15 protein-coding genes are annotated in these 20,537 nt (G+C 54.7%); 14 read left to right on the forward strand and 1 reads right to left on the reverse strand.

Annotation, left to right across the window (positions count from 1 at the left end):
• The first annotated feature begins 13 nt into the window (after positions 1 to 13).
• Together ACQKPA_RS28895 and ACQKPA_RS28900 are read left to right on the forward strand one after the other, a co-directional pair.
• On the forward strand, positions 14 to 3,094 hold the full coding sequence (locus ACQKPA_RS28895; RefSeq protein WP_427495841.1) for a family 78 glycoside hydrolase catalytic domain: 3,081 nt from the start codon (positions 14 to 16) through the stop codon (positions 3,092 to 3,094).
• Positions 3,095 to 3,105: 11 nt separating this feature from the next.
• A complete protein-coding gene (locus ACQKPA_RS28900) occupies positions 3,106 to 4,230 on the forward strand; it encodes a glycoside hydrolase family 88/105 protein (protein ID WP_427495842.1) in 1,125 nt (374 codons plus the stop codon).
• A gap of 361 nt (positions 4,231 to 4,591) precedes the next feature.
• Here ACQKPA_RS28900 and ACQKPA_RS28905 read toward each other — a convergent pair whose 3' ends face one another.
• Positions 4,592 to 4,900: a dihydrofolate reductase family protein gene (locus tag ACQKPA_RS28905; RefSeq protein ID WP_427495843.1), complete on the reverse strand. Its 309-nt coding sequence runs from the start codon at positions 4,898 to 4,900 to the stop codon at positions 4,592 to 4,594.
• Positions 4,901 to 5,255: 355 nt separating this feature from the next.
• Here ACQKPA_RS28905 and ACQKPA_RS28910 point away from each other — a divergent pair, with 355 nt between their 5' ends.
• From ACQKPA_RS28910 to ACQKPA_RS28965, 12 genes are all read left to right on the forward strand, one after another.
• Positions 5,256 to 7,076 carry a sialidase family protein gene (locus ACQKPA_RS28910; protein WP_427495844.1) on the forward strand — a complete coding sequence of 607 codons (1,821 nt, stop codon included), beginning with the start codon at positions 5,256 to 5,258 and terminating at the stop codon, positions 7,074 to 7,076.
• A 2-nt stretch (positions 7,077 to 7,078) separates the two neighbouring features.
• Positions 7,079 to 8,500, forward strand: coding sequence for a glycoside hydrolase family 28 protein (locus ACQKPA_RS28915; RefSeq protein ID WP_427495922.1), 1,422 nt, complete (start codon positions 7,079 to 7,081; stop codon positions 8,498 to 8,500).
• A gap of 27 nt (positions 8,501 to 8,527) precedes the next feature.
• Positions 8,528 to 11,263 carry a hypothetical protein gene (locus ACQKPA_RS28920; protein ID WP_427495845.1) on the forward strand — a complete coding sequence of 912 codons (2,736 nt, stop codon included), beginning with the start codon at positions 8,528 to 8,530 and terminating at the stop codon, positions 11,261 to 11,263.
• A complete protein-coding gene (locus tag ACQKPA_RS28925) occupies positions 11,260 to 12,768 on the forward strand; it encodes a hypothetical protein (RefSeq protein WP_427495846.1) in 1,509 nt (502 codons plus the stop codon). The genes ACQKPA_RS28920 and ACQKPA_RS28925 overlap by 4 nt, the downstream gene beginning before the upstream one ends.
• Before the next feature lie 92 nt (positions 12,769 to 12,860).
• Entirely contained in the window at positions 12,861 to 13,058 is a 198-nt protein-coding gene (locus ACQKPA_RS28930) for a hypothetical protein (RefSeq protein WP_427495847.1), read from the forward strand.
• A 143-nt stretch (positions 13,059 to 13,201) separates the two neighbouring features.
• Positions 13,202 to 14,023: a cache domain-containing protein gene (locus tag ACQKPA_RS28935; RefSeq protein ID WP_427495848.1), complete on the forward strand. Its 822-nt coding sequence runs from the start codon at positions 13,202 to 13,204 to the stop codon at positions 14,021 to 14,023.
• Positions 13,983 to 14,993 (forward strand): helix-turn-helix domain-containing protein, encoded by a 1,011-nt coding sequence (locus ACQKPA_RS28940; RefSeq protein WP_427495849.1) that lies wholly within the window; start codon positions 13,983 to 13,985, stop codon positions 14,991 to 14,993. The genes ACQKPA_RS28935 and ACQKPA_RS28940 overlap by 41 nt, the downstream gene beginning before the upstream one ends.
• Before the next feature lie 74 nt (positions 14,994 to 15,067).
• The gene (locus ACQKPA_RS28945; protein ID WP_427495850.1) at positions 15,068 to 15,277 is read left to right on the forward strand and encodes a hypothetical protein; all 210 of its coding nucleotides are present in this window, start codon (positions 15,068 to 15,070) and stop codon (positions 15,275 to 15,277) included.
• Positions 15,274 to 15,516 carry a hypothetical protein gene (locus ACQKPA_RS28950; protein WP_427495851.1) on the forward strand — a complete coding sequence of 81 codons (243 nt, stop codon included), beginning with the start codon at positions 15,274 to 15,276 and terminating at the stop codon, positions 15,514 to 15,516. Before ACQKPA_RS28945 ends, ACQKPA_RS28950 begins: the two co-directional genes overlap by 4 nt.
• 335 nt (positions 15,517 to 15,851) lie before the next feature.
• Entirely contained in the window at positions 15,852 to 17,210 is a 1,359-nt protein-coding gene (locus ACQKPA_RS28955) for an extracellular solute-binding protein (RefSeq protein ID WP_427495852.1), read from the forward strand.
• A gap of 289 nt (positions 17,211 to 17,499) precedes the next feature.
• The gene (locus ACQKPA_RS28960) at positions 17,500 to 18,060 is read left to right on the forward strand and encodes a hypothetical protein (RefSeq protein ID WP_427495853.1); all 561 of its coding nucleotides are present in this window, start codon (positions 17,500 to 17,502) and stop codon (positions 18,058 to 18,060) included.
• A 343-nt stretch (positions 18,061 to 18,403) separates the two neighbouring features.
• Positions 18,404 to 20,536 (forward strand): MGH1-like glycoside hydrolase domain-containing protein, encoded by a 2,133-nt coding sequence (locus ACQKPA_RS28965; protein WP_427495855.1) that lies wholly within the window; start codon positions 18,404 to 18,406, stop codon positions 20,534 to 20,536.
• Position 20,537 lies beyond the last annotated feature (1 nt).

Raw genomic sequence — 20,537 nt, forward strand, 5'->3', positions numbered from 1 at the left:
GGAGGAACTGGATTTGAGCAACCAGGTATCGATTACAAATCTAAGAGTGGAACATAGGAGCAATCCAATCGGCATTGATGTAGAGGCGCCGCGTTTTAGTTGGATGATGAATTCCGCCGAACGGGGACAGAAGCAGACTGCTTATCAGATTCTAGCAGCAACCATGCCGGAGAAATTGGCGGAAGACACTGCCGATTTGTGGAATAGCGGTAAAGTCGAGTCCAATGAATCGGTAGCGATCGCCTATATGGGCAAAACCTTGCAGCCAACGACTCGCTATTACTGGACGATCATCGTTTGGGATAAGAATGGTCACATGGTTAAAGCAAAAGAGGAGGCGTATTTTGAAACCGGATTACGGTCAACAGACGGAATAACGGGTTGGGATGGAGCCAAGTGGATCGCGATGGATGGCAAGCAGCCTAAAAGCTCCGGGGCGCCGATGTTTAGAAAAGAAACGAAGTTGAACGGGGCGATCAAGCAAGCCAGACTGTATATTTCGGCATTGGGCGTATACGATGCCTATATCAATGGGCATAAGTTAGGGATTGTCAAAGAGGATGGCAGTTGCGTCTACGAGCTCATGCCTCCGGGCTGGACGAACTTCGATCAGACCATTAACTACATGACGTATGATGTTACCCCTTTTATAAAAGATGATGTGGCAACGCTAGCATTCACGCTAGGAAATGGGTGGTGGAATGGCCGAATTTCCAAGGCGCCGTCCCCTGAGAAACAAACGGTGTATTATAACGATGAACGGAATGATCTGGGGTTATTATGCAAGCTATTCATCACTTATGAAGATCAAACGACTCAAGCGATTGTGACGGATATCGATTCCGGCTGGAAGGCGACCGATACGGGTCCAGTGAGAGCCGACGATATTTATGACGGCGAATCGTATGATGCCACGATGGAACATGAAGGCTGGACGGAAGCCGGTTTTGACGATTCACAGTGGCGCGAGGTCAAGCAGCATGATTATCGAAGCACCTTCCCGAATGTAAACGTGACATCGTATCATGGTCACACCGTGCAGATTATCGATGGTTTAGACCGTGTCCCTCAAGGAATTACCGTATATACCGACGTTGTCAATAAAGCTAGCGCAACCAGCCGAGGAGAAATCAAAGTCGACCATGCAAGAAGCGTTACTGACTTAGAGGTTGCCTGGCGAAGTGCCGTAACGATTGCTTCAGGCGATGTTGCGATCTATGATTTGGGACAAAACATGGTCGGCATTCCGAGGATTACGGTCCAGGGTCGGAAAGGGACTCAAATCAGCATTCGTTATGCGGAAATACTGAATGATCACAGCAATGGCGCAGACGGTCCGGCTGGCTCGATATATACCGCGAATTTACGGAATGCGAAAGCATCGGATTACTACACGTTAAAAGGATCCGCGATGGAGGAAACCTATCAACCAACCTTAACCTATCATGGGTTTAGATATGTTGAAGTCACTATTGTCGAGGGCGAATCCGTGCTGATTAAGCGTTTGACGGGGAAGGTAGCCATGTCGGCCCTTTCGGAAACAGGAAGTATTGAAACGTCGCATCCGGATATCAATCAGCTTTATAGCAATATTATGTGGGGGCATCGCGGTAATTATTTGTGGATTCCAAGCGATTGTCCGCAAAGAAACGAACGCGTAGGCTGGTCGGGCGATACGCAGTTATTTGCCAATACCGCTCTATATAATATGGATGCGGCCCTCTTTCTCGAGAATTGGATGGATATGCTCGTAGAAAATCAAGATACGTATGGCAACGGCGCGTTTACATCGACGGCTCCGAGCGGAAGGTATGCGAACTTCAGAGGTTTTGCCGGCAACGGCGGTTGGGCTGACGCGGGCATTGTCGTGCCGTGGACAGTATGGCAAATGACAGGGGATATAACCATCGTTAGCAAGCATTATGCGGCAATGAACCGTCATATGGATTGGATTTATGAACAGACAGGCGAAACGTATAGAGGGACGGGAAGCATCGGGGACTGGTTGAACTTCCAGGGAACGGATCGGCAGCTCATGAGCGATGCTTATTACGCATATGATGCCAAGCTGATGGCGAGCATGGCTGAAGGAATCGGGAACAAGGATGACGTGGAGAAATACGAAACATTGTTCGAACATATTAAACAAGTCTTTATTCAAAACTATCTTCGTATCGATAAAGATGGAGCGTTAATGGTCCTGTCTTCAGGCGGTTATGCGTCATTGGAATATGATGTCGACCCGGATCAAGTAGGCGTCGAGAACATTATTTTGGAAGACAATAGCCAAGCTGCGCTGCTATGGTGTTTGAAGTTAGGCTTCTATGAAAACGAAGTCCAAAAGCAGCAAATGATCGACTTGCTTGCCGACAACATCAAAAATAGCGAGGCGTACAAAGCAGCGCATCCAACCAGCTCGCGGGTCCTTTATGCCGAGAACACCCTATCTGTCGGCTTCCTTGGCGTAAATGTGATCGCACCTGTTTTGTCCGATGTGGGTCAGACGGAGCTTGCCTATAAATTGTTGCTGCAAGATGCCATGCCATCATGGTTATATTCGGTGAAAAATGGGGCAACCACGGTTTGGGAACGTTGGAATTCCTATTCGGCGGAAGACGGATTTGGCGATATACGCATGAATTCATATAACCATTACTCTTATGGCGCGATTGGGGAATGGATGTATAAATATATGGTCGGCATTGCCGCGGATTCAACGCAACCTGGCTTCAAGAACATTATTCTGCAGCCTCATATCGATCTTGATAAACAGATCACTTGGGTAAAAGGGTCGTATGACTCCGTTCGCGGGGTGATTCGAAGCGAGTGGGAGCTAAACTGGGATAGATTCACATACTCCGTAACGATTCCAGCCAATACGACGGCCAAGCTTTATCTGCCGGCGGATCGCGAACAGCCTGTCTTGGAGGGCGGACGGACGATTCAAGAGGCAGAAGGGATCAAGTTTGCCGATTATACGAACGGCAGAGCGATCTATGAGCTAGAGGCCGGGAGCTATACATTTACTTCTGTTCTATCTCAGGAAGTTCAGCGGGTTTCCTCTCGTTCGACCAGGTCACTTAACTTGAACTGAAGGAGGACAAAATGAACCGACCCCATGCTTGGTCTGTAAGAACGGTTGACTACATTTTGCAAAACGCCTCTCCGGAAGGATACCACCCTAGCTTTGAAAAAAGGTGGGCTTATGTCACTGGCATGACATTGAAAGCATTCGAACGAGTATGGGAGCTGAACGGTGATTCGAAATACTTCGACTTTATTAAGCTGAATATGAGTCGGCACATTCACGCGGATGGCACGATTGAACGATACGTTCTGGAGGATTATAACCTCGATAATATTAACCAAGGCAAGCTGCTCTATCTGATGCTTCGGCAAACCGGCGATCCGTGCTTCGAGAAAGCGATCAACCTGCTGGCCGATCAATTAAAAGGGCAACCTCGGACGAGCGACGGAGGTTTCTGGCATAAGAAAAGATATCCGTTCCAGATGTGGCTGGACGGTCTGTATATGGCCTCGCTGTTTATGGCGGAATATGCGCTTGTCTTCGATCGGCCGGAGTGGTTCGATGTGACGGCACATCAGCTGCTTACCGTAGAGAGGCATACCCGCGACCGGAATTCTGGCCTGTTGTATCACGGCTGGGACGAAACCTGCGAGCAAGCGTGGGCTAACCCGTCGACAGGCAAGTCTCCTCACTTCTGGAGCAGGGCAATGGGCTGGTACGCAATGGCGCTTGCCGATACGCTGGAATATTTCCCTCGCGATCATGCGATGCGCGGACAGCTCTGCGGCATTTTCGAACGAATGGCTGGCGCGCTTGTGAAGGTGCAGGATAAGGAAAGCGGTCTGTGGTATCAAGTGCTTGACCAAGGCGGACGGAAAGGCAATTATCTTGAAGCATCCAGTTCGGGGATGTTTATATATGCGCTCGCCAAAGGAGTGCGACTTAATTACTTGACAAAAGGCTTTGCCTCGGCAGCTAAACGGGGATATGAGGGAATGTTGGACCGCCTGATCGAGCTCGATGACGAAGGCGGCGTTCACTTGACGCAAATTTGCGCAGGCGCAGGACTTGGAGGCGATCCGTACAGAGACGGTTCCTATGAATATTACCTCAGCGAACCGGTTGTACAGGATGCGATGATGGGCGTTGCTCCGTTTATTCTCGCCAGCACGGAAATCGAACGGATGGACAATCAATCATAACAGCATGAACAGGTAAGCCGGGCCTTATCATTACGGGCCCGGCTTTTTCAGACTTCAAATTCCTGTTATCTAAGTTCAAGGGTCATTGCTAAAGTTCACAGTTAGCGGATCACCTTGTACGGCTATTTCTCCAACTCATAGCGGGCCGCGATAATGCCCAACTTAAACGTTCGGCTGGACAGCAGCTTCAGCCTGATTTTCTCGCCGCTGCCGTCGAATACCGATTTTCCTCCGCCCAGGACGACCGGACAAATGTAAGCAGGAATTCGTCGATCAGGCCAATCTCAAGCAGCGTCTTTGCAGCTCCCTAGCTGCCGAAGATAACGAGATTCTTGCCCGGTTGCTCCTTGAGTACCTTGATTTACTCTGCGATATTGTCCGAAATCAGCATCGTATTGTGCCATTCCACCTGTCTATCATCCGGAAATGACGATCTTCTTAACATACTGCAGCCACTTGGCATGCTCTCCATTCCGTGCCTCGACGCATTCGGATCATCCAGCACCGTGGGGCAGTAGCTCTCCATCATACGATACGTCGTGCGTCCATAAACGGGAGCTCCGACTTCGGCTACGATCTCCACGGCGTATTGCTCTAAATCCTCATTGTACGGAATCCAATCGAGTCCTCCGTTCGAATCCGACGCATACCCGTCCAGCGACACATGCATAACAATTCGAGTTTTCTCATGTCCATTTTTTCTCCGATTTTGAATTTACTTTGTTCGTTTTTTTTGGCTGTTGGCCAGCGTTACACCCTATTGTTGCATTCATCATAAATCGTTACGTTACGTAAGGTTCAAGAGGAAATCTAAAATTTCTTAAAGACAATAATGTTGCGAAAAACTGTCTGTTAGTTGAGAAAACGGCAGTCGGTCTCTGGCCGGCATTACACGATCTTCTTCCGACACCTGCACCGCCGTTTTTCTAAATTCTTTTTACCCTATAAACACGGTTCGATTAGCCTATAAATATAGTTCCAAAACCGTGTAAAGTGTAGTTAACCTAACTAAAATGGAGGGCCTAATGGATCAACCGGAGAACCAAATTCGATATGTCGGCGGCGAGACCGTCAACCTGGACTATCATCACGGACAGCTGCGCCCCGCGATTGGTGTCCGGAGCAAGCAAGTGTTCCGGGCAAACCGTTCGCATCCGGAGTTGTCGGACGGCAGCGGTTGGACCTACAACCATGCTCCGATGCTGGCCTACTGGAAAGGCTGCTTTTATTTGGAGTATCTTAGCTGCCCCGTTCACGAGCATGTGCCGCCAGGCCAGACGCTGCTGACGACATCGAAGGACGGCTGGCATTGGTCGACGCCCGTCGTCTTGTTTCCTCCATACCAGCTGGATCAAGAGCATCATTATCCGGACGGCGAGATTCTTCCGGAGGGGACGTATAGCGTCATGCATCAACGGATGGGCTTTTTCGCCGCTTCGAACGGCAGATTGTTGGCGTCGGCGTTTTACGGATTTTGCCCGCTGCCAAGCGTGAGTCCGAACAACGGAAAAGGCATTGGCCGCGTCGTGCGAGAGATCGGAGAGGACGGCAGATTCGGGCCGATCCATTTCGTCCGGCTGAACCGTCATTCCGGCTGGTCCGAGGAGAACATAAAGTATCCCCTGTATACGGAGTCCGGAGACGAAGGCTTTCGCGAAGCCTGCGAGGAGCTGCTGGCGGACCGCGTGACCACGCTTCAATGGTGGGAAGAGGATCGCAGCCAGGACGGCTTCTACGCGATGGAAGGGGGAACGGCCTTCAACTCTTACCGGCTGCCTGACGGACGGATCGCAGGGCTATGGAAGCATTCGGTTCATGCGGTAACGGAGGACGAAGGGAGTACATGGTCCAAGCAGACGCGCTCTCCATCCCTTATTATGGCAGGCGGAAAAGTGTGGGGAGAACGCACCTCGGATTCCAAATATGCGCTTCTATACAATCCTTCGCCGATCGGCAACCACAGATGGCCGCTTACGGTCGTGACGGGCGATGACGGGTTAACGTTTGACGATTTGCTCGTCGTAAACGGGGAAGTTCCGCCGAGGCGCTATTTCGGGTTTCATAAAAATTACGGCAACAGCTATGTCCGCGGCATCGAAGCGGCAGACGGTTCTCCGCCGGGCGGCAGCATGTGGGTGACCTACAGCGCGAACAAGGAGGATATCTGGGTCAGCGAAATTCCGGTGCCGATTGAGTACCGGGTCAGCGGGCCGGTCAACGATACGTTCGACAACCTGTCGCCAGAAGATCGGGTGCAGGACTGGAACGTGTACAGCCCGCAATGGGCGAGCGTCTCCGTCGCGGCGTTTCCATCCGAGCGCGACAGGAGCCTGGAGCTGAACGACGCGGATCCCTACGATTACGCGAAGGCGGAGCGCGTGTTCGAGGAATGCGCCGCGGGCGAGCTTCGAATCCGGATATTGGCGAAGCAGGCGAATGACGGCCAGCTGTATATCGAGCTATGCGATGCCAAGAGCGCGGCGCCTATACGGATTCGGTTTCATTCGGACGGAACGCTGCAAGTACTGCAAGCCGGCACCTGGAAGGAGCTGCAGCGCTACGAGCCGGACCGGTGGTACGAGCTGACCGTCCGCTTCGATACGGATAGGCAGCGGTTTGAATTCGAAGTAGACGGCGAGCCGGCTCCAAAGGCTTTCCAGTTCTCCATGCCGGCTTACACGCTCGAAAAGCTCGTGCTTCGCACTGGACCGATGCGCCGGGAGCCGCATGCGGAAACGCCGCTTGTGACCGCGGATTTGCCGGAAGCGGACGAACCCGCGAAGGCCGTTTCTTACTATATAAGCAACGTTAACATCCATACGATTGAAGGAGGCACGAACAAGTGACGATGACCAAACAAGCAGGCAACGAAGCATTGCCGTTCGACATGCCTGAAGTGGAATTGCCGGTATTTCCGGCCGGGACGTTTAACATTGCCGATTTCGGCGCGATCGGAGACGGACTAAGCGACAATACGGAGGCGTTCGCGGCAGCGATAGAAGCATGCGCCTCGCAGGGCGGAGGCACGGTCCTTATTCCTGCAGGTCTATGGCTGACCGGCCCGATTCGGCTGCAAAGCGGCATTCGGCTGCATGCCGACGCGGGGGCCCTCGTCAATTTCAGCGCGAACCGCGACGATTATCCGTTGATCCGCACTAGCTACGAAGGATTGCGCACCGTTAGATGCATGCCGGCCATTTATGGAGAGGATTTGGAAAATGTCGCCATAACGGGAACGGGTATTTTCGACGGCTCGGGAGAGGCTTGGCGGCCGGTGAAACGAATGAAGCTGACGGAGGGGCAGTGGAAGCGATTGATCCAGTCCGGCGGTTATGAGGAAGGCGGAGTCTGGTGGCCAACGGAGCAGTCGCTTAAGAGCGTGGCGCTCGTGAAGAGCTTAATTGCGCAGAACGTGCAGGATCCGTCCGCGTTCGAGCCGGCCCGCGACCATTTAAGGCCGACGCTGGTGCAATTGGACCGGTGCCGCAAAGTGCTGTTTGATGGCCCTACCTTCCGCAATTCGCCGGCTTGGAATGTGCATCCTTGGCTGTGCGAGCATGTGACCATCCGCAATGTCTCGATCCGGAATCAGTGGCATTCGCAGAACGGCGACGGTCTAGATCTCGACTCCTGCCGGTATGCGAACATATACGATTCCGTATTCGACGTGGGCGATGACGCCATCTGCATCAAGTCCGGCAAAGATGCCGACGGCAGGGCGCTGGGAGTTCCCACTGAATATGTCACGATACGGAACTGCCAAGTATTCCACGGCCATGGCGGCTTCGTCATCGGCAGCGAAATGTCCGGCGATGTCCGGAATATTGCCGTAACGGATTGCGTGTTTATCGGAACGGACGCAGGTCTGCGTTTCAAGAGCACGAGAGGCCGCGGCGGAACGGTCGAACGCATCTATATCCGAGGCGTCCTCATGAAGGATATCGCCAAGGAAGCCATCATATTCAGCTCTTATTACTCAGGCAAAAACAATACGGACGATCCGGTGGCCGTTACGGAGGAAACGCCGGTATTCCGCGATTTCCATATCAGCAACACAACGTGCATCGGAGCGCATACGGCGCTGCACATCAAAGGGCTTCCGGAAATGCCGATTGAAAATATCGTCTTCGACCGGGTGCAGCTAACCGCCCGCAACGGCGCGACCTGTACGAATGCCCGGAACATTACGTTCCGGCAGACGAAAGTGCTTCCGGAGAACGGCGAGCCTTATACGTTGGTCAATACCGAGGCGGTTACCATAACCGATTAACAGACCTGATGAAGGGGAGGAAGCCGCATGCTGGAAATGATTGCGATTGGCTACGATTTGGACGCTTCTCCCCGTATGCTGCATGGCGTGCGGCTGCTGAGAGAAGCGCTCGAGGCTTGCGATTACATGGTGGAGGAAAAGGCGGGCGGTTGGGCATGGAACCGTTATCGCGATACGGGCAACCGCAAAATTTACGTAGGGCGCCGCAATGGCTCCGAGCTGCTCGCGGAGCTCGAGGCGCGCGATGTGCTGCTCTATCATACGGATGAGCCTGCCGGCGAAGGCTTCTATCTGGCATCATGTCCGGGCCGGCTAGTCGTGGTCTCCGGCGGGAACGATAGCGGCGCGCTGTACGGATGCCAGGAGCTGGCGGTCCGAATCCGCGAGGAAGGAGGACTGCCGCGCGAGCTGTCGTTCGGGGACACGCCACGCCTGGACTGGCGCGGACCCGCCATCGGCATTCAGAAGCAGCACGTGGAACCCGGGCGGCAGCCCTTCGAATATCCTCTGACGCCAGACCGCTTTCCTTGGTTTTACGACAGAGTCATGTGGCTCGACTACCTGGACATGCTGCTCGAGCACCGGGGCAACTCCCTTTACCTATGGAACGCGAATCCGTTCGCCTCGCTGATCGATCTGCCGGGCGAGCCGGAGGCGCGGGAGGTGACGAAGGATCAACTGGAGGAGAATGCAAGCTTGCTGCATTGGCTGACGGAAGAGGCGGACAGGCGCGGGATACAGTGCTTTTTGGCCTTCTACAGCATTCATATTCCGCAAGGTTTTGCCGACAAGCACGGTTTGTCTTATAAACAGTTAAAGCCTTTGCCAGAGACTAGCGATTATTTCCGCCGCTTGCTGACCGCGTTTGTACGCGCTTTCCCTTCGGTCGGCCTGATGGTCTGTCTGGGCGAAAAGCTGAAGGGGCAAATGTACGGGGCGGAATGGCTGTGCGAAACGATTCTGCCCGGCATCATGGAAGGCTTCGGCCAGTCGGCTGCCGCGGAGCCGCCGCCCGTCGTCGTGCGCTCGCACGCCATCGACATCGAGAAGGTGATGCAAGAGGCTGACGGGCTTTATCCCAATCTTCACAGCGAAATGAAATTCAACGGGGAATCCCTCACCACCTGGACGCCAAGGGGGGGAGCGCAAGGGCTGCATCGGCGGCTGGCAGAGCGCGATGGCAAACATCTCGTCACCGTGCATATGAATGCCAATCTGGAACCGTTCCGCTGGGGAGCTCCATCCTTTATTCAACGCTGCGTTCAGGCGGCGAGGTACCGCTTAAAAGCATCGGCGCTGCAAATTTTCCCGCTGTCCTACTGGAGCTGGCCTTATTCGCCGGACAGGTCGGAGCACCCGATCAAGCAGGTGGACCGCGACTGGATCTGGTTTGAAGCGTGGCTCCGTTACGCATGGAATTCGGACCGGGACGGGAAGGCGGAGAAAAGCCACTGGATAGCCCGGCTGGAGGAAAAGTACGGAAGCAGGCAGTCGGCCGAGCATTTGTTGCACGCCTATGAAACGATCGGGACTTGCGCGCCCAAGCTGCTGCGTCGTTTTGGCATAACGCAAGGCAACCGCCAGACGATGAGCCTCGGCATGACGATGAGTCAGCTGACGAATCCGGAACGGCACGTCCCATGGTCCGAGCTGTGGGAATCGCATGCTCCGCAAGGAGAGAGGCTGGAGGAGTTCGTGCTGAAGCAACTGGCGGGCATGCCTCATCTGGGCGAGACGCCGCTCGATATCGTGGAGGAAGTGGAGCGTGCTTCCGAAGAAGCTTCGAAAGCGGCAAAGCAGGCTAGGATGACCGTGCAAAAAAATAAAGCCGAGTTCGAACGTATCGCTGCCGATATTGACGCGATCAAAGCGATGACGAATACGTATACGTACAAGGTAAGAGCCGCGCTGCTCGTGTTCATGTATAAGCATACCGCCTTCGGAAAATACGCCGAAAGGGTGTCGCTGCTGGAGGAGGCGGCGGAATGGTTGGACAAAAGCGTAGCCGCATACCGCAAGCTGACGGAAACGACGGAGAAGCATTACGGATTCGCAAACGGCATGCAGACGGCGCATCGCAAAATCCCGTTCCGCGAGGGGGAATTCATCAACCATTGGAGGGACTGTCTGCCCCTGTTCGAACGGGAGCTTGCCGTTTTCCGACAGCGTATCGGAGAGCTGCGGGCTGGCAAAATGCCGGCGTCCCTGAATCAGGCGCCGTCCGTTTCCTATCGGCGATATCGTCAGGCAAGCTTTACGCTGCTGAGCGAGGATGCCGAGCTGTACCGGATCGAGAAAGGCGCCCGCGTCTTCACCGACGGCGACATTCCGATTATAAGCTGCGCGGAGGAATTGTACGGCTTGACGGGAATAAGGTACAGCCAGCTGCGGGCGGCGCACGAAGAAATTCGGCTCGACGTGGAGCTGAAGGAGCCTTCCCTGATTCTGGTAGGATGCTTCAATTCCAGAGACGACCAATGGATGAAGCCTGGGGGAGTCGCTGCCGTCGACCAGTATACGTTCGGATTGGATCCGGTGATCCGCAGAGGCATACGGCTGTTCGTCTATCCTTCGGTCCATGTCCATGCTTTGCCTTACAAGGCCGGCCGGCATACGCTTCGTTTCGGCAAAGGGGCGTTTCTGATTCTTGGCGTCATTGAGCTGCATCAGAACCTGTCCGACCGGGAATTCGATCCGCAAAACGAAGAGCGTACGCTACTCGATTGGCTGTACGAAATGAAGGAGGTGGAGATGGTCCAGTGAAAACCGACTCGGAAGCGGCGGCCGGGCTGATCGGGCTAGTAGCAAAGCACGCCGGCCTGCTGCTGAGGCACGCATTGGACAAAGCCGGAGAAACCCCCTTGTTTGTCAACGCGTTAGATTCGCGCACGCTATCGCCGGTCGCATACGATCCGGATCATGTGAACCGCGAAGCGTTGCTCGCGAGTCCCGCAAGCCAGCAGCGCTGGCAAAAGCTGCTATGCGGCCTTACCCGGCTGACGGGCGATCCGGCGTACGAAGAACGCGCGCTCGCGGTCAACCGCTTTCTGCTGGATAGCCAGACAGATGACGGCGGCCTGCTCTTGTGGGGAGGCCATACCGCCTACAACGTAGAGAACAGATCGATCGAATACGCCGGAGACAAATCGAAGGTGCACGAGCTGAAATTTCATTACCCGGATTACGAGCTGATGTGGCGGGCGGATCCGGAAGGAACAAGACGGTATATCGAAGCGATGTGGAATGCGCATATCCTGGACTGGTCGCGCCTGGATTTCAACCGACACGGACCTTACGGAACGCCGCCTGGACGGTTATGGGAGCATGAATACAAGGGCGGTGACGTGTTCTTCTGGGGACGCGGATTGACGTTCGTAAACGCCGGCAGCGATCTGTATTACGCGGCCGCGATGCTGGCGAAGCTGTCGGGCGAGAAAGCGCCGCTGGCGTGGTCGAAACGGCTGGCGCGCCGTTACGTGGAAACGAGACAGCCCGGCATCGGGATCAGCGGCTACCAATTCAGCCAATCCGCAAACTCCTGGTGCAACGGCCCGGCGGTAAAGGGCGACCGGGCGCAGTATCAGCTGGCGCCGCTTATTCCGGAAGGCCATGCCGTCTATGAAGGGACGCTCTTCAAGCCGCGGCCCGTCGTCCAGCGCTGCATGCTGGCGATCGGCGAACAAGCGGGGGAAGTGGCGGAATGCTTCATCCGGTGGGCCTGCGAGGAAATAGCGGCTTGGGGGAAAATCGCATACCGCCGATCCGACAACAGCTTTGTCCCGATGCTGACCGACGGATACCCGATCGAAGGGCTGTCGCTGGATCGCGACGGCTACTTCGGGCCGAAAGGGAGGGTGTTTGGCGCAATCCCCGCTGGTCCGGATTTTTTCTGGATGTACGCGGCCGGCTACCGGCATTCGCGCGATCCGTTTCTGTGGGAGATGGCGAAATCCATCGCCGATGGGATGGGCGCGGGAGATATCGGCCAACCAAGCGGGGGCGGAGTCCGCACTTGGGAGCAGAGGGAGGACAACGCCGATTACCGTCTGCTGTACGGCTTGTTGGAGCTGTATAAGGCGACGGACGACCGCAGATTTTTATCCTATGCCCGGCAGACGGGAGAGCAATTGCTTACGAAAGTTGCCGATAACGGCGCGTTTGTTTCGGAGGAACGGATTTTGACCGACGATCCGCTGCCGCTGGCGCTGCTTCATCTAGCGGAAGCGCTGCAGGACAGACCGGGAAACGTTCCCTTGACGTGGAAGTAGCGGAGGATCAACCCATACGAGCTGACGCTGCCTTAGGCGGCGTCGGCCGTTTGCGTTTGCGGGCAATTATGGCTTCAAAGGAGCGATGACCGATGAAACGGAAACGGGTGTTCGAATTTAACGGCAAGCGAAAGCTGTTCGGCAAATTTTTATTGTCCTACGTGCTCATCCTGTTGATTCCGCTGCTGGTAGGCGCCTATGCCTATTACCAGACGGTTCAGGTCGTGCGCGAGGACGCGGCGGAGCTGAACCTGGCGGTGCTGGAGCAGAGCGAGGAGGCGCTGCGCTGAACCGGCTGTTGACGGAAATCCGCGATATCGTGTCCCAGCTGTCGCTCGATTCGGAGCTGCTGAATGCGATGATTACCGCCGACGCTTCATGGCCGCCGCAGGCGGTGTACAAGTTCTCCTAGCTGCAGAAGAACGAATTGAACATGCTGTCGACGAACCAGCTCTTCTCCGATCTGTTTGTCTACCTGGAGAAAAGCGAAGCCGTCATTTCCGCGAACCAGCTCGACAAGCTGGACGCTCAGCCGCTGTGGATCGGCGACGTCCCGTTCGGCCGGTGGCTGAAGGAGACCATCGCCGGCGAGCGGATGAACCGGTATTTGCCGCTTGCGGGCGTGAATGACGGAAGGACGACGGAGGATTACGTGGTGTATGTCAGCCCATTGCCCGCGGGCACCAACATGCGGACCGACGGTGCCGTCGTCATCCTGATCAAGGAAAGCGCGATCGCAAGGATGTTTCACAGACTGTTGGCGGAGGAAGGCGCGTTCGCGTATATTCTGAACGAAAAAGCGGAGATGATTGTATCCGCGTCGGCTGGCGGGGAGCGGATCGTGCCCGTGGGCGCCGATGCCGGGAGGGATTCGCTGGTCCGCATGAACGGGACGGACATGTTCATCACTTCCGTGCAATCCCCGGGCAGCGGGTGGACGTATGTGGCCGGCCTTCCGGCGAACGGCGTGTTTGCCAAAGCCGAGTACATCAAGCGGATCAATTGGACCATCGCCCTGGCGGTCATGGCCTTCGGGTGCGTGGCCGCCCTGTTGCTCGCTTACCGAAACAGCAAACCGATCGCGGAGCTGCTCGATTCGATCAAAGGGGACATGCGCCCATCAGACGCAGGCGGAAGTAGCCATCATTTGGGACAACGTCGCGGTTGCCGTCATCCGGATTCAGCATGCCGGGTACATGCCGGAGGAGGAGATAATGGCGGGCAAAGCGCGGATGAAGCGCCTGCTGCTGCATGAGCTTGGAGAGGGGACGTTCGTCCATGACCTGAAAGGCGAGAAGCTCGCCGTCGTGTTCTCCTTCCGCGGACTGGACGGGAAGGTGTTCGAGCGGAGGATCGGGCGGCTTCGGCAACTGCAGGAAATCTTCTTGGACGAGCTTTCCCTCATGACCTCCATCGGTGTCGGACAGGCGTACCATCGCGTCATGGAAGCATGGAGCTCGTACAACGAGGCATGTCAGGCGCTGGAGCACGGGGATCCGGACGCCGCCCAGAAGCTGGCGTGCTACGATTGCATCAGCCGGCATACCGGCCATTATTATTATCCGCCGGATCTGGAGCTGAAGCTTATAAATGCGGTCAGAGCGGGAGACGACGTGGTGCTGGGACGGCTGCTGGAGCATATCGAAACGCAAAATATCGGGGTCCGGCAGCTAAGCCCGCGGCGCAAAAAGCAGCTGATCGCGGAAATGCAGGGCACGATTCAAAAGCTAAGCGGGCAGCTCGTCTATTTGTCCGGCGACGACGAGCCTAAGCTGGACGGGCAGGGCGGGCCGGAGGCCGACGCGGCTGAGGAGTACAGCTTTGCGCGGGTCTCGCAGCAGCTGCTCGCCGTCTGCGAGCGGATCAAGCGGCAGAAGACCTCGAAATATGAGGACATGCTCGAAGGCATGAAGGTTTACATCGGCGAGAACTACAAAGACAGCAATCTCAGCCTCAGCATGCTGGCCGGCGAATTCAAGCAATCCGAAAGCTATGTGTCTATCTTCCTGAAGGAGCAACTAGGCGTAACCTTCTCCGAATATTTGGAGCGGCTGCGGCTGGACGAAGCTTGTCTGCTGCTGAAGGAGCAGAAGCTGCCAATCGGAGACATTGCGATCCGGGTCGGCTATAACAGCGACAAATCGTTCCGCAGGGCGTTCAAGCGCGTGCTCGGCATACAGCCGACTTCTTACCGCAACGAAACGATGGCGTGCTCCGAAAAATAGGTGTGTTCCTCTCTGAATAAGCGCATAAATCCGGCGTTTCCTCCCCTCCGAAAGCAAGGTGTGCCGCGAATGAAGTGTTCCTTTACCGCTTAGAGCTGGGCGATGTATTGTTTTCTTGTGAGAGCGGCCTGGACAACATCACCTACGTGAACGAAGGCGGGACGATGAAATACAAGGAAGGGCTCGATCGTCAGAAGGTGGCGGAGCAGCACGGCTTCGATTGGTGGCTAAGCCAAAGCGCGGAATTCATGAAATCCGATGCCGGGTATTTGAAAAAGCGATGAAGGAGTTTGCCCAGAACTATAACGTGACGCCGAAGAACGCTCCGCTTACCGAGGAGGAACAAGAGACGGTGGGCACGACGGTCAGCGCCCTCGAGGATGTGGCTTACCAGTTCGCTACGAAAGCGATTATAGGGATGATCGATATCGGCAGCGACGAAGCATGGAACGGCTACTTGAGCGATCTGGAGAAGGTAGGGCTCGACGAAACGTGGACGATTTACGAGAAATACTTAAATTAACGTCCTGCGCCCGTGCCGGCGCAATGCAGCACAATTTTAGGCTACATTCGAGGCTGCACGCGGCGCGGAAAATACGGAGAAGGGCTCGCCGGACATGCGACTGCATGGCGGCGAGCCCTTGTTCAAATGCATCGTATTCCCCTATAGAAAAGCAGTTTCCCCCTAAGATTGGCAGCGGATTTGTCTATATAATAAATGTTGTCAATAGCAGGAATCACATAACGCCGTTTATTTGAAAGGAGGATAACGGGGGGGTTATTATAGCAAATTAGACAGCGCTTACAATGTAAGGGATTCAAAACAATGGTTGAATATAAAGGGAGGTATTGATAATTATGGTGCGGAAAATGGTTTCGATGATGGTATCCTTGGTTATGCTTCTAACTGTCCTGTCGGCTTGCGCGAGCAATTCCGGAAACAATGCGGAGCCCTCGCAGAGCGCGAGCAACACGCCTTCCGAGTCGGCAGCGCCTGAAGGCACCGACGCCGGCACCGGCAATCCGGCGGATCTGAAAGCCGATCTGACTTGGTTCGGCTTGATGGGTCCCGAACAATTCGAAGAGCGTTACAACCAATATATCAAGCAAAAATTTCCGAATATCAACATTACCTATATCAACCAGACGGACGAGCAGAAATTGGAGCAGGTTATCGCATCCGGCACGGAAATCGACATGTTTCTGTCGTCGGCCGGCGAGTTAAGGGAAGACTACGTGCCGGCCAACATGGCGCTTAATCTCACCCCGTTGCTCGAGAAGCATGCCGTCGATATCAGCACGATCGAGCCGGCCTATCTGGAGCCGGTCAAAATCGACGGAAATGTAAATTTGCTGCCGATCACCGACAACAAATTCGTCATGTATTACAACAAAGGCATCTTCGACCGGTTCGGCGTGAAGTATCCTTGGGATGGCATGACTTGGGATGAAGCACTGGAGCTGTCCAAACAAATTACCCGCAATGAAGGCGGCAAGCAGTATATCGGTTTGTGGATGTCGCCGAAGCACTATCTCCGCGTCGCTCAAAATTCGGCCGGCTTTATCGATCCGGAGACAAATAAGGCGACCGTCAACAACGACCAATGGAAATTCATCTTCGAAAATATTTTCTACAACTTCACTCGGGATCCTGGCTTGCAAAAACGAGCGAGCGAAGAGTGGCTCGCGCACAAGGATTTCAACAAGGAATTCTTAATCGGCATGTATGTCTACACATCCGGCTGGATGTCGTCTGCCGATACTTCGCTCGCCATGGACTGGGACATTGCAGCCGTTCCGACCTTCAAGGATATGCCTGAGGTGAACACGCAGCCATATGCTACATACGTAGGTATCTCGGCTCTTTCGAAAAACCAGGATGTTGCCATGCAAGTGCTCAAATATTTGATCTCGGAAGAATATCAGACGATTATATCCAAGAAAGGCATGATTACTCCGCTTACGACGCAATCGGTTCGCGATGCGGCTTTCGCCGACTATCCGTTCGCAAGCGAAAAGAACATCGAAGCGCTATTCTACGGAAAGCCGGCTCCTTCCCGCGTGCTTACGCAATTCGACGAGCTTGTTATCGAGGATGCTTTGGACCAGGATGCCGTCCGGCAAATCGCGATGGGCAAACTCGATGTCAATACGGCGCTCCGCAATGCGGAAGAGCTAGCGAATAAGCTGATTCAGGAGCAATTGGCGCAAAATTGACAAACAGAAAAGATCGACGCTGCCTCTCAAGGGCAGCCGCACGTAAAGGGAGATGGGGCGACCATCTCCCTTTTTACCACAATAGACGAAGACTTCCGTTTCACCTTGCGTCTCAGCGGGTTTGTCGGTGTGGCCGACAAAGTAACCGTAGGTCAGTACGAAAGTTCACCGGTTCACCCAAAAATCGGCAGGCTTTGTCGATCCGGAGACGAATAAGGCGACCGTCAATAACGATCAATGGAAATTCATATTCGAAAACGTGTTCTACGACTTCACCCGGGATCCAGGCGTGCAAAAACGCGCGACCGAGGATTGGCTCGCGCACGTCGACTTCAACAGAGATTTCATAATTGGCATGTATATCTATACGTCGGGTTGGATGCAGGATGCCGAGAGCTCGCTCGCCATGGACTGGGATATTGCGGCCGTTCCGACCTTCAAGGATATGCCCGAGGTGAATACGCAGCCAAATGCTACTTATGCAGGCATTTCGGCTCTTTCGAAAAACCAGGATGCCGCCATGGAAGTGCTCAAATATTTGATCTCGGAAGAGTATCAGACGATCATGTCCAAGAAAGGCATGATAACGCCGCTTACGACGCAATCGGTTCGCGATGTGGCGTTCTCCGACTATCCGTTCGCAAGCGAAAAGAACATTGACGCGCTCTACTATGGCAAGCCGGCGCCATCCCGCGTCCTTACGCAATTCGATGAAATTGTCATCGAGGATGCCTTCGACAAGGATGCCGTCCGGCAAATCGCGATGGGCAACCTCGATGTCAATACGGCGCTTCGCAGAGCGGAAGAGAATGCGAACAAGCTGATCCAGGAGCAATTGTCGCAAAATTAACAATCGTGAAAGGTTGACGCCGCCCTCAGGGGCAGCTGCGCCAAGAGGGGGGATGGGCGACCATCCCCTTTTGCGCGCTATGTGGTTTAGCAGGTAATTCTCGTATCGGTGGAAACATCGTGGGTCAAGCATAGCTTTGCGCGTGGTGGTTACTCAAACATAGGGGATTTCGATTTGGAAAAAAGAAGGGGATTTGTCAAGGGGGTTGGATTGCCCTATAAATTTGCCGATAACCCCGCAGAACAAAAAAAGTCTAGCAGATATACTGGTAAATAAGGTGAAACGGCCTACATCGTCTTAGGCGGCTTGACGGTTTCAATCTGTACGACAGGGGGGCAATAGCATGATCGACGAGGAGTTAAGGGCCGGAAGAAAGGCGCTGCGCACCGTCCCGGGAGGGCTGCTGCTCGGTCCTACGGGAGCGCGATTATGGGCCGATTACGTGGAAGCCGCACCGGGCTTTATCGGCCGATTCGACTTCATTCACAAAGTAAATATTCCGCTCCTGTTCACCATAACGGTTAACGGCCATGCCTGCAAAATGGAAACGGCTTCAGCCGATTGGTATCCCAGCCAGCTCCGTCTCGCCTATTCGGACGACCGGATCGGCTATGCGGAGACGAAATTTATTACTTGGGAGGACTGCGCCGTTTCCTGCCAGACCTGGACGAACCGGTCCGATGGCGAGCTGTTGCTGCAAGCGACTGCCCCGCCGGATTTTCGAGCCTGCGGCGATGCAGGTTTGCAGGGCGGTTTCGATATCCCTTTTTTCAGCTTTGACATCGACGCTTGCCTCGTTGCGAGCGAGCCGAAACTGCTTAGCGACGGAGTAAGCCTGCAGCCCGGCGAGACAAAAACGTTTATTGTAGCCGCGGCGCTCGGCATCCGGTCGCTCGACGGCATCGAAGCTTTAATGAGCCGCGCAAATTGTTTCATCCAAAAGCCCGCAAGCCTTGAGGAGACAGCATCCGTGCAGCAGAAGGAGTACCAGCGCTGGTTCGACGCCGCGCCGCGCTTCAAGAGCAGCGACCCGGTACTGGACAAGACGTGGACGTACAGGTGGTTCCTGCTCCGGCACAACATGGCCGATCCGCGTTACGGATTGCTGCAGCATCCGCTGTTCTATGAAGGACGTTCCCATAAGAAGGGCAAGCGGCCGTTCTCCAAGGGAGGATGGGAGTTCAGCAAGCTGATCAATTTATCGGTGCCGCTTCATTTGACGGACGCCAGGTGGCATCATGATCCCGCGCCCAGCTTGGGAGCGCTGCGGAACATGCAGGAAACGCCGGCGGAAAACGGCATGTACTGCTGCTTGATGGCGGACGAGAGGATGCACTCTTTCGCCAACTATATCGGTTGGGCGGCTTACCGCTTGTTTCTCGTCCATCGCGATGAGAACGCTATATTGAAGGCGCTTCCTGGACTTAAAGACCAAATCTCGAGCTGGCAGGAAGTGTACGGCAACGAACGGGACGGATTAATGACGGAATACCGGCATACCCGGACAGGGAAGGAATATCAGCCAAGCTATTGGTATTTCCACGATTATCCCCGCAATCCGAAGGATCCGGAAACGTACACGCATGTGAAGCGGGTGGATCGAACCGTCTATCATTATCTGAACACGCTCGGCGTAGCCCGGTTGTGCGAAGCGGCGGGCGATCCGGAATCGGTTAAATACCTGCAGCTTGCGGAGCGGATCAAACATGACGTGCTGGAGAAGATGTGGGACGAAGCGTCGGCGTTTTTCTACGATCTGCATGACCAGACGGACGAGAAGGCGCTTGTCAAAAATATAGTCGGCTTCTATCCGGCGTGGGCGGAGATGCTCGACGAGAGGCATGACGGCCTGGTTGCCCATTTGCTCGATCCGAAACAATTCGCGACCGCTTGCCCTTATCCGACGGTGTCGGCCGACAGCGTCGCCTACTCGAAGGAAGGCGGATGGTTCGGCTTTTTTCTTAAAGGCCGTAACGGCTGCATGTGGAACGGGCCGACTTGGCCGTACACGAACGCGATTACGCTGGACGCGCTCGCCCGCGAGAGCAAGCGCCGCGGCAACGCTTATAATGAAGCGTTCGCGCGCGGCCTGAAGGAATATTCGTTCCTCCATTTCCAGCACCGCGATCTGAACAGGCCGGGACTGGTTGAGCATTACAACAGCGACACCGGAGAACCGTTAAGCGATGAACAGGAATACAACCACTCGTATTATATCGATCTGATCGTCAGCCATGTGGCGGGTCTCTCCGTCGAAGATGGCGGCCTCCGTCTCGAACCGCTCGATATCGGTCTCGATTATTTCGAGCTTGACCATGTGAAGGCGGCGGGACAAGACATTCGGATCACTTACGGAAAGCCGGGCCTCGGCAGGTATCCGGACGGAATCGAAGCAGGCTACAAGCTGTATTTGAACGGACAACCGGTCTTTGCCTCGGATAGCTTGGCGGCGGCGACGTTGCCGAAGAATAAATGAC

Origin of the sequence: Paenibacillus sp. NPDC093718, assembly GCF_050279985.1 — a bacterium.
Lineage (GTDB): Bacteria > Bacillota > Bacilli > Paenibacillales > Paenibacillaceae > Paenibacillus_AQ.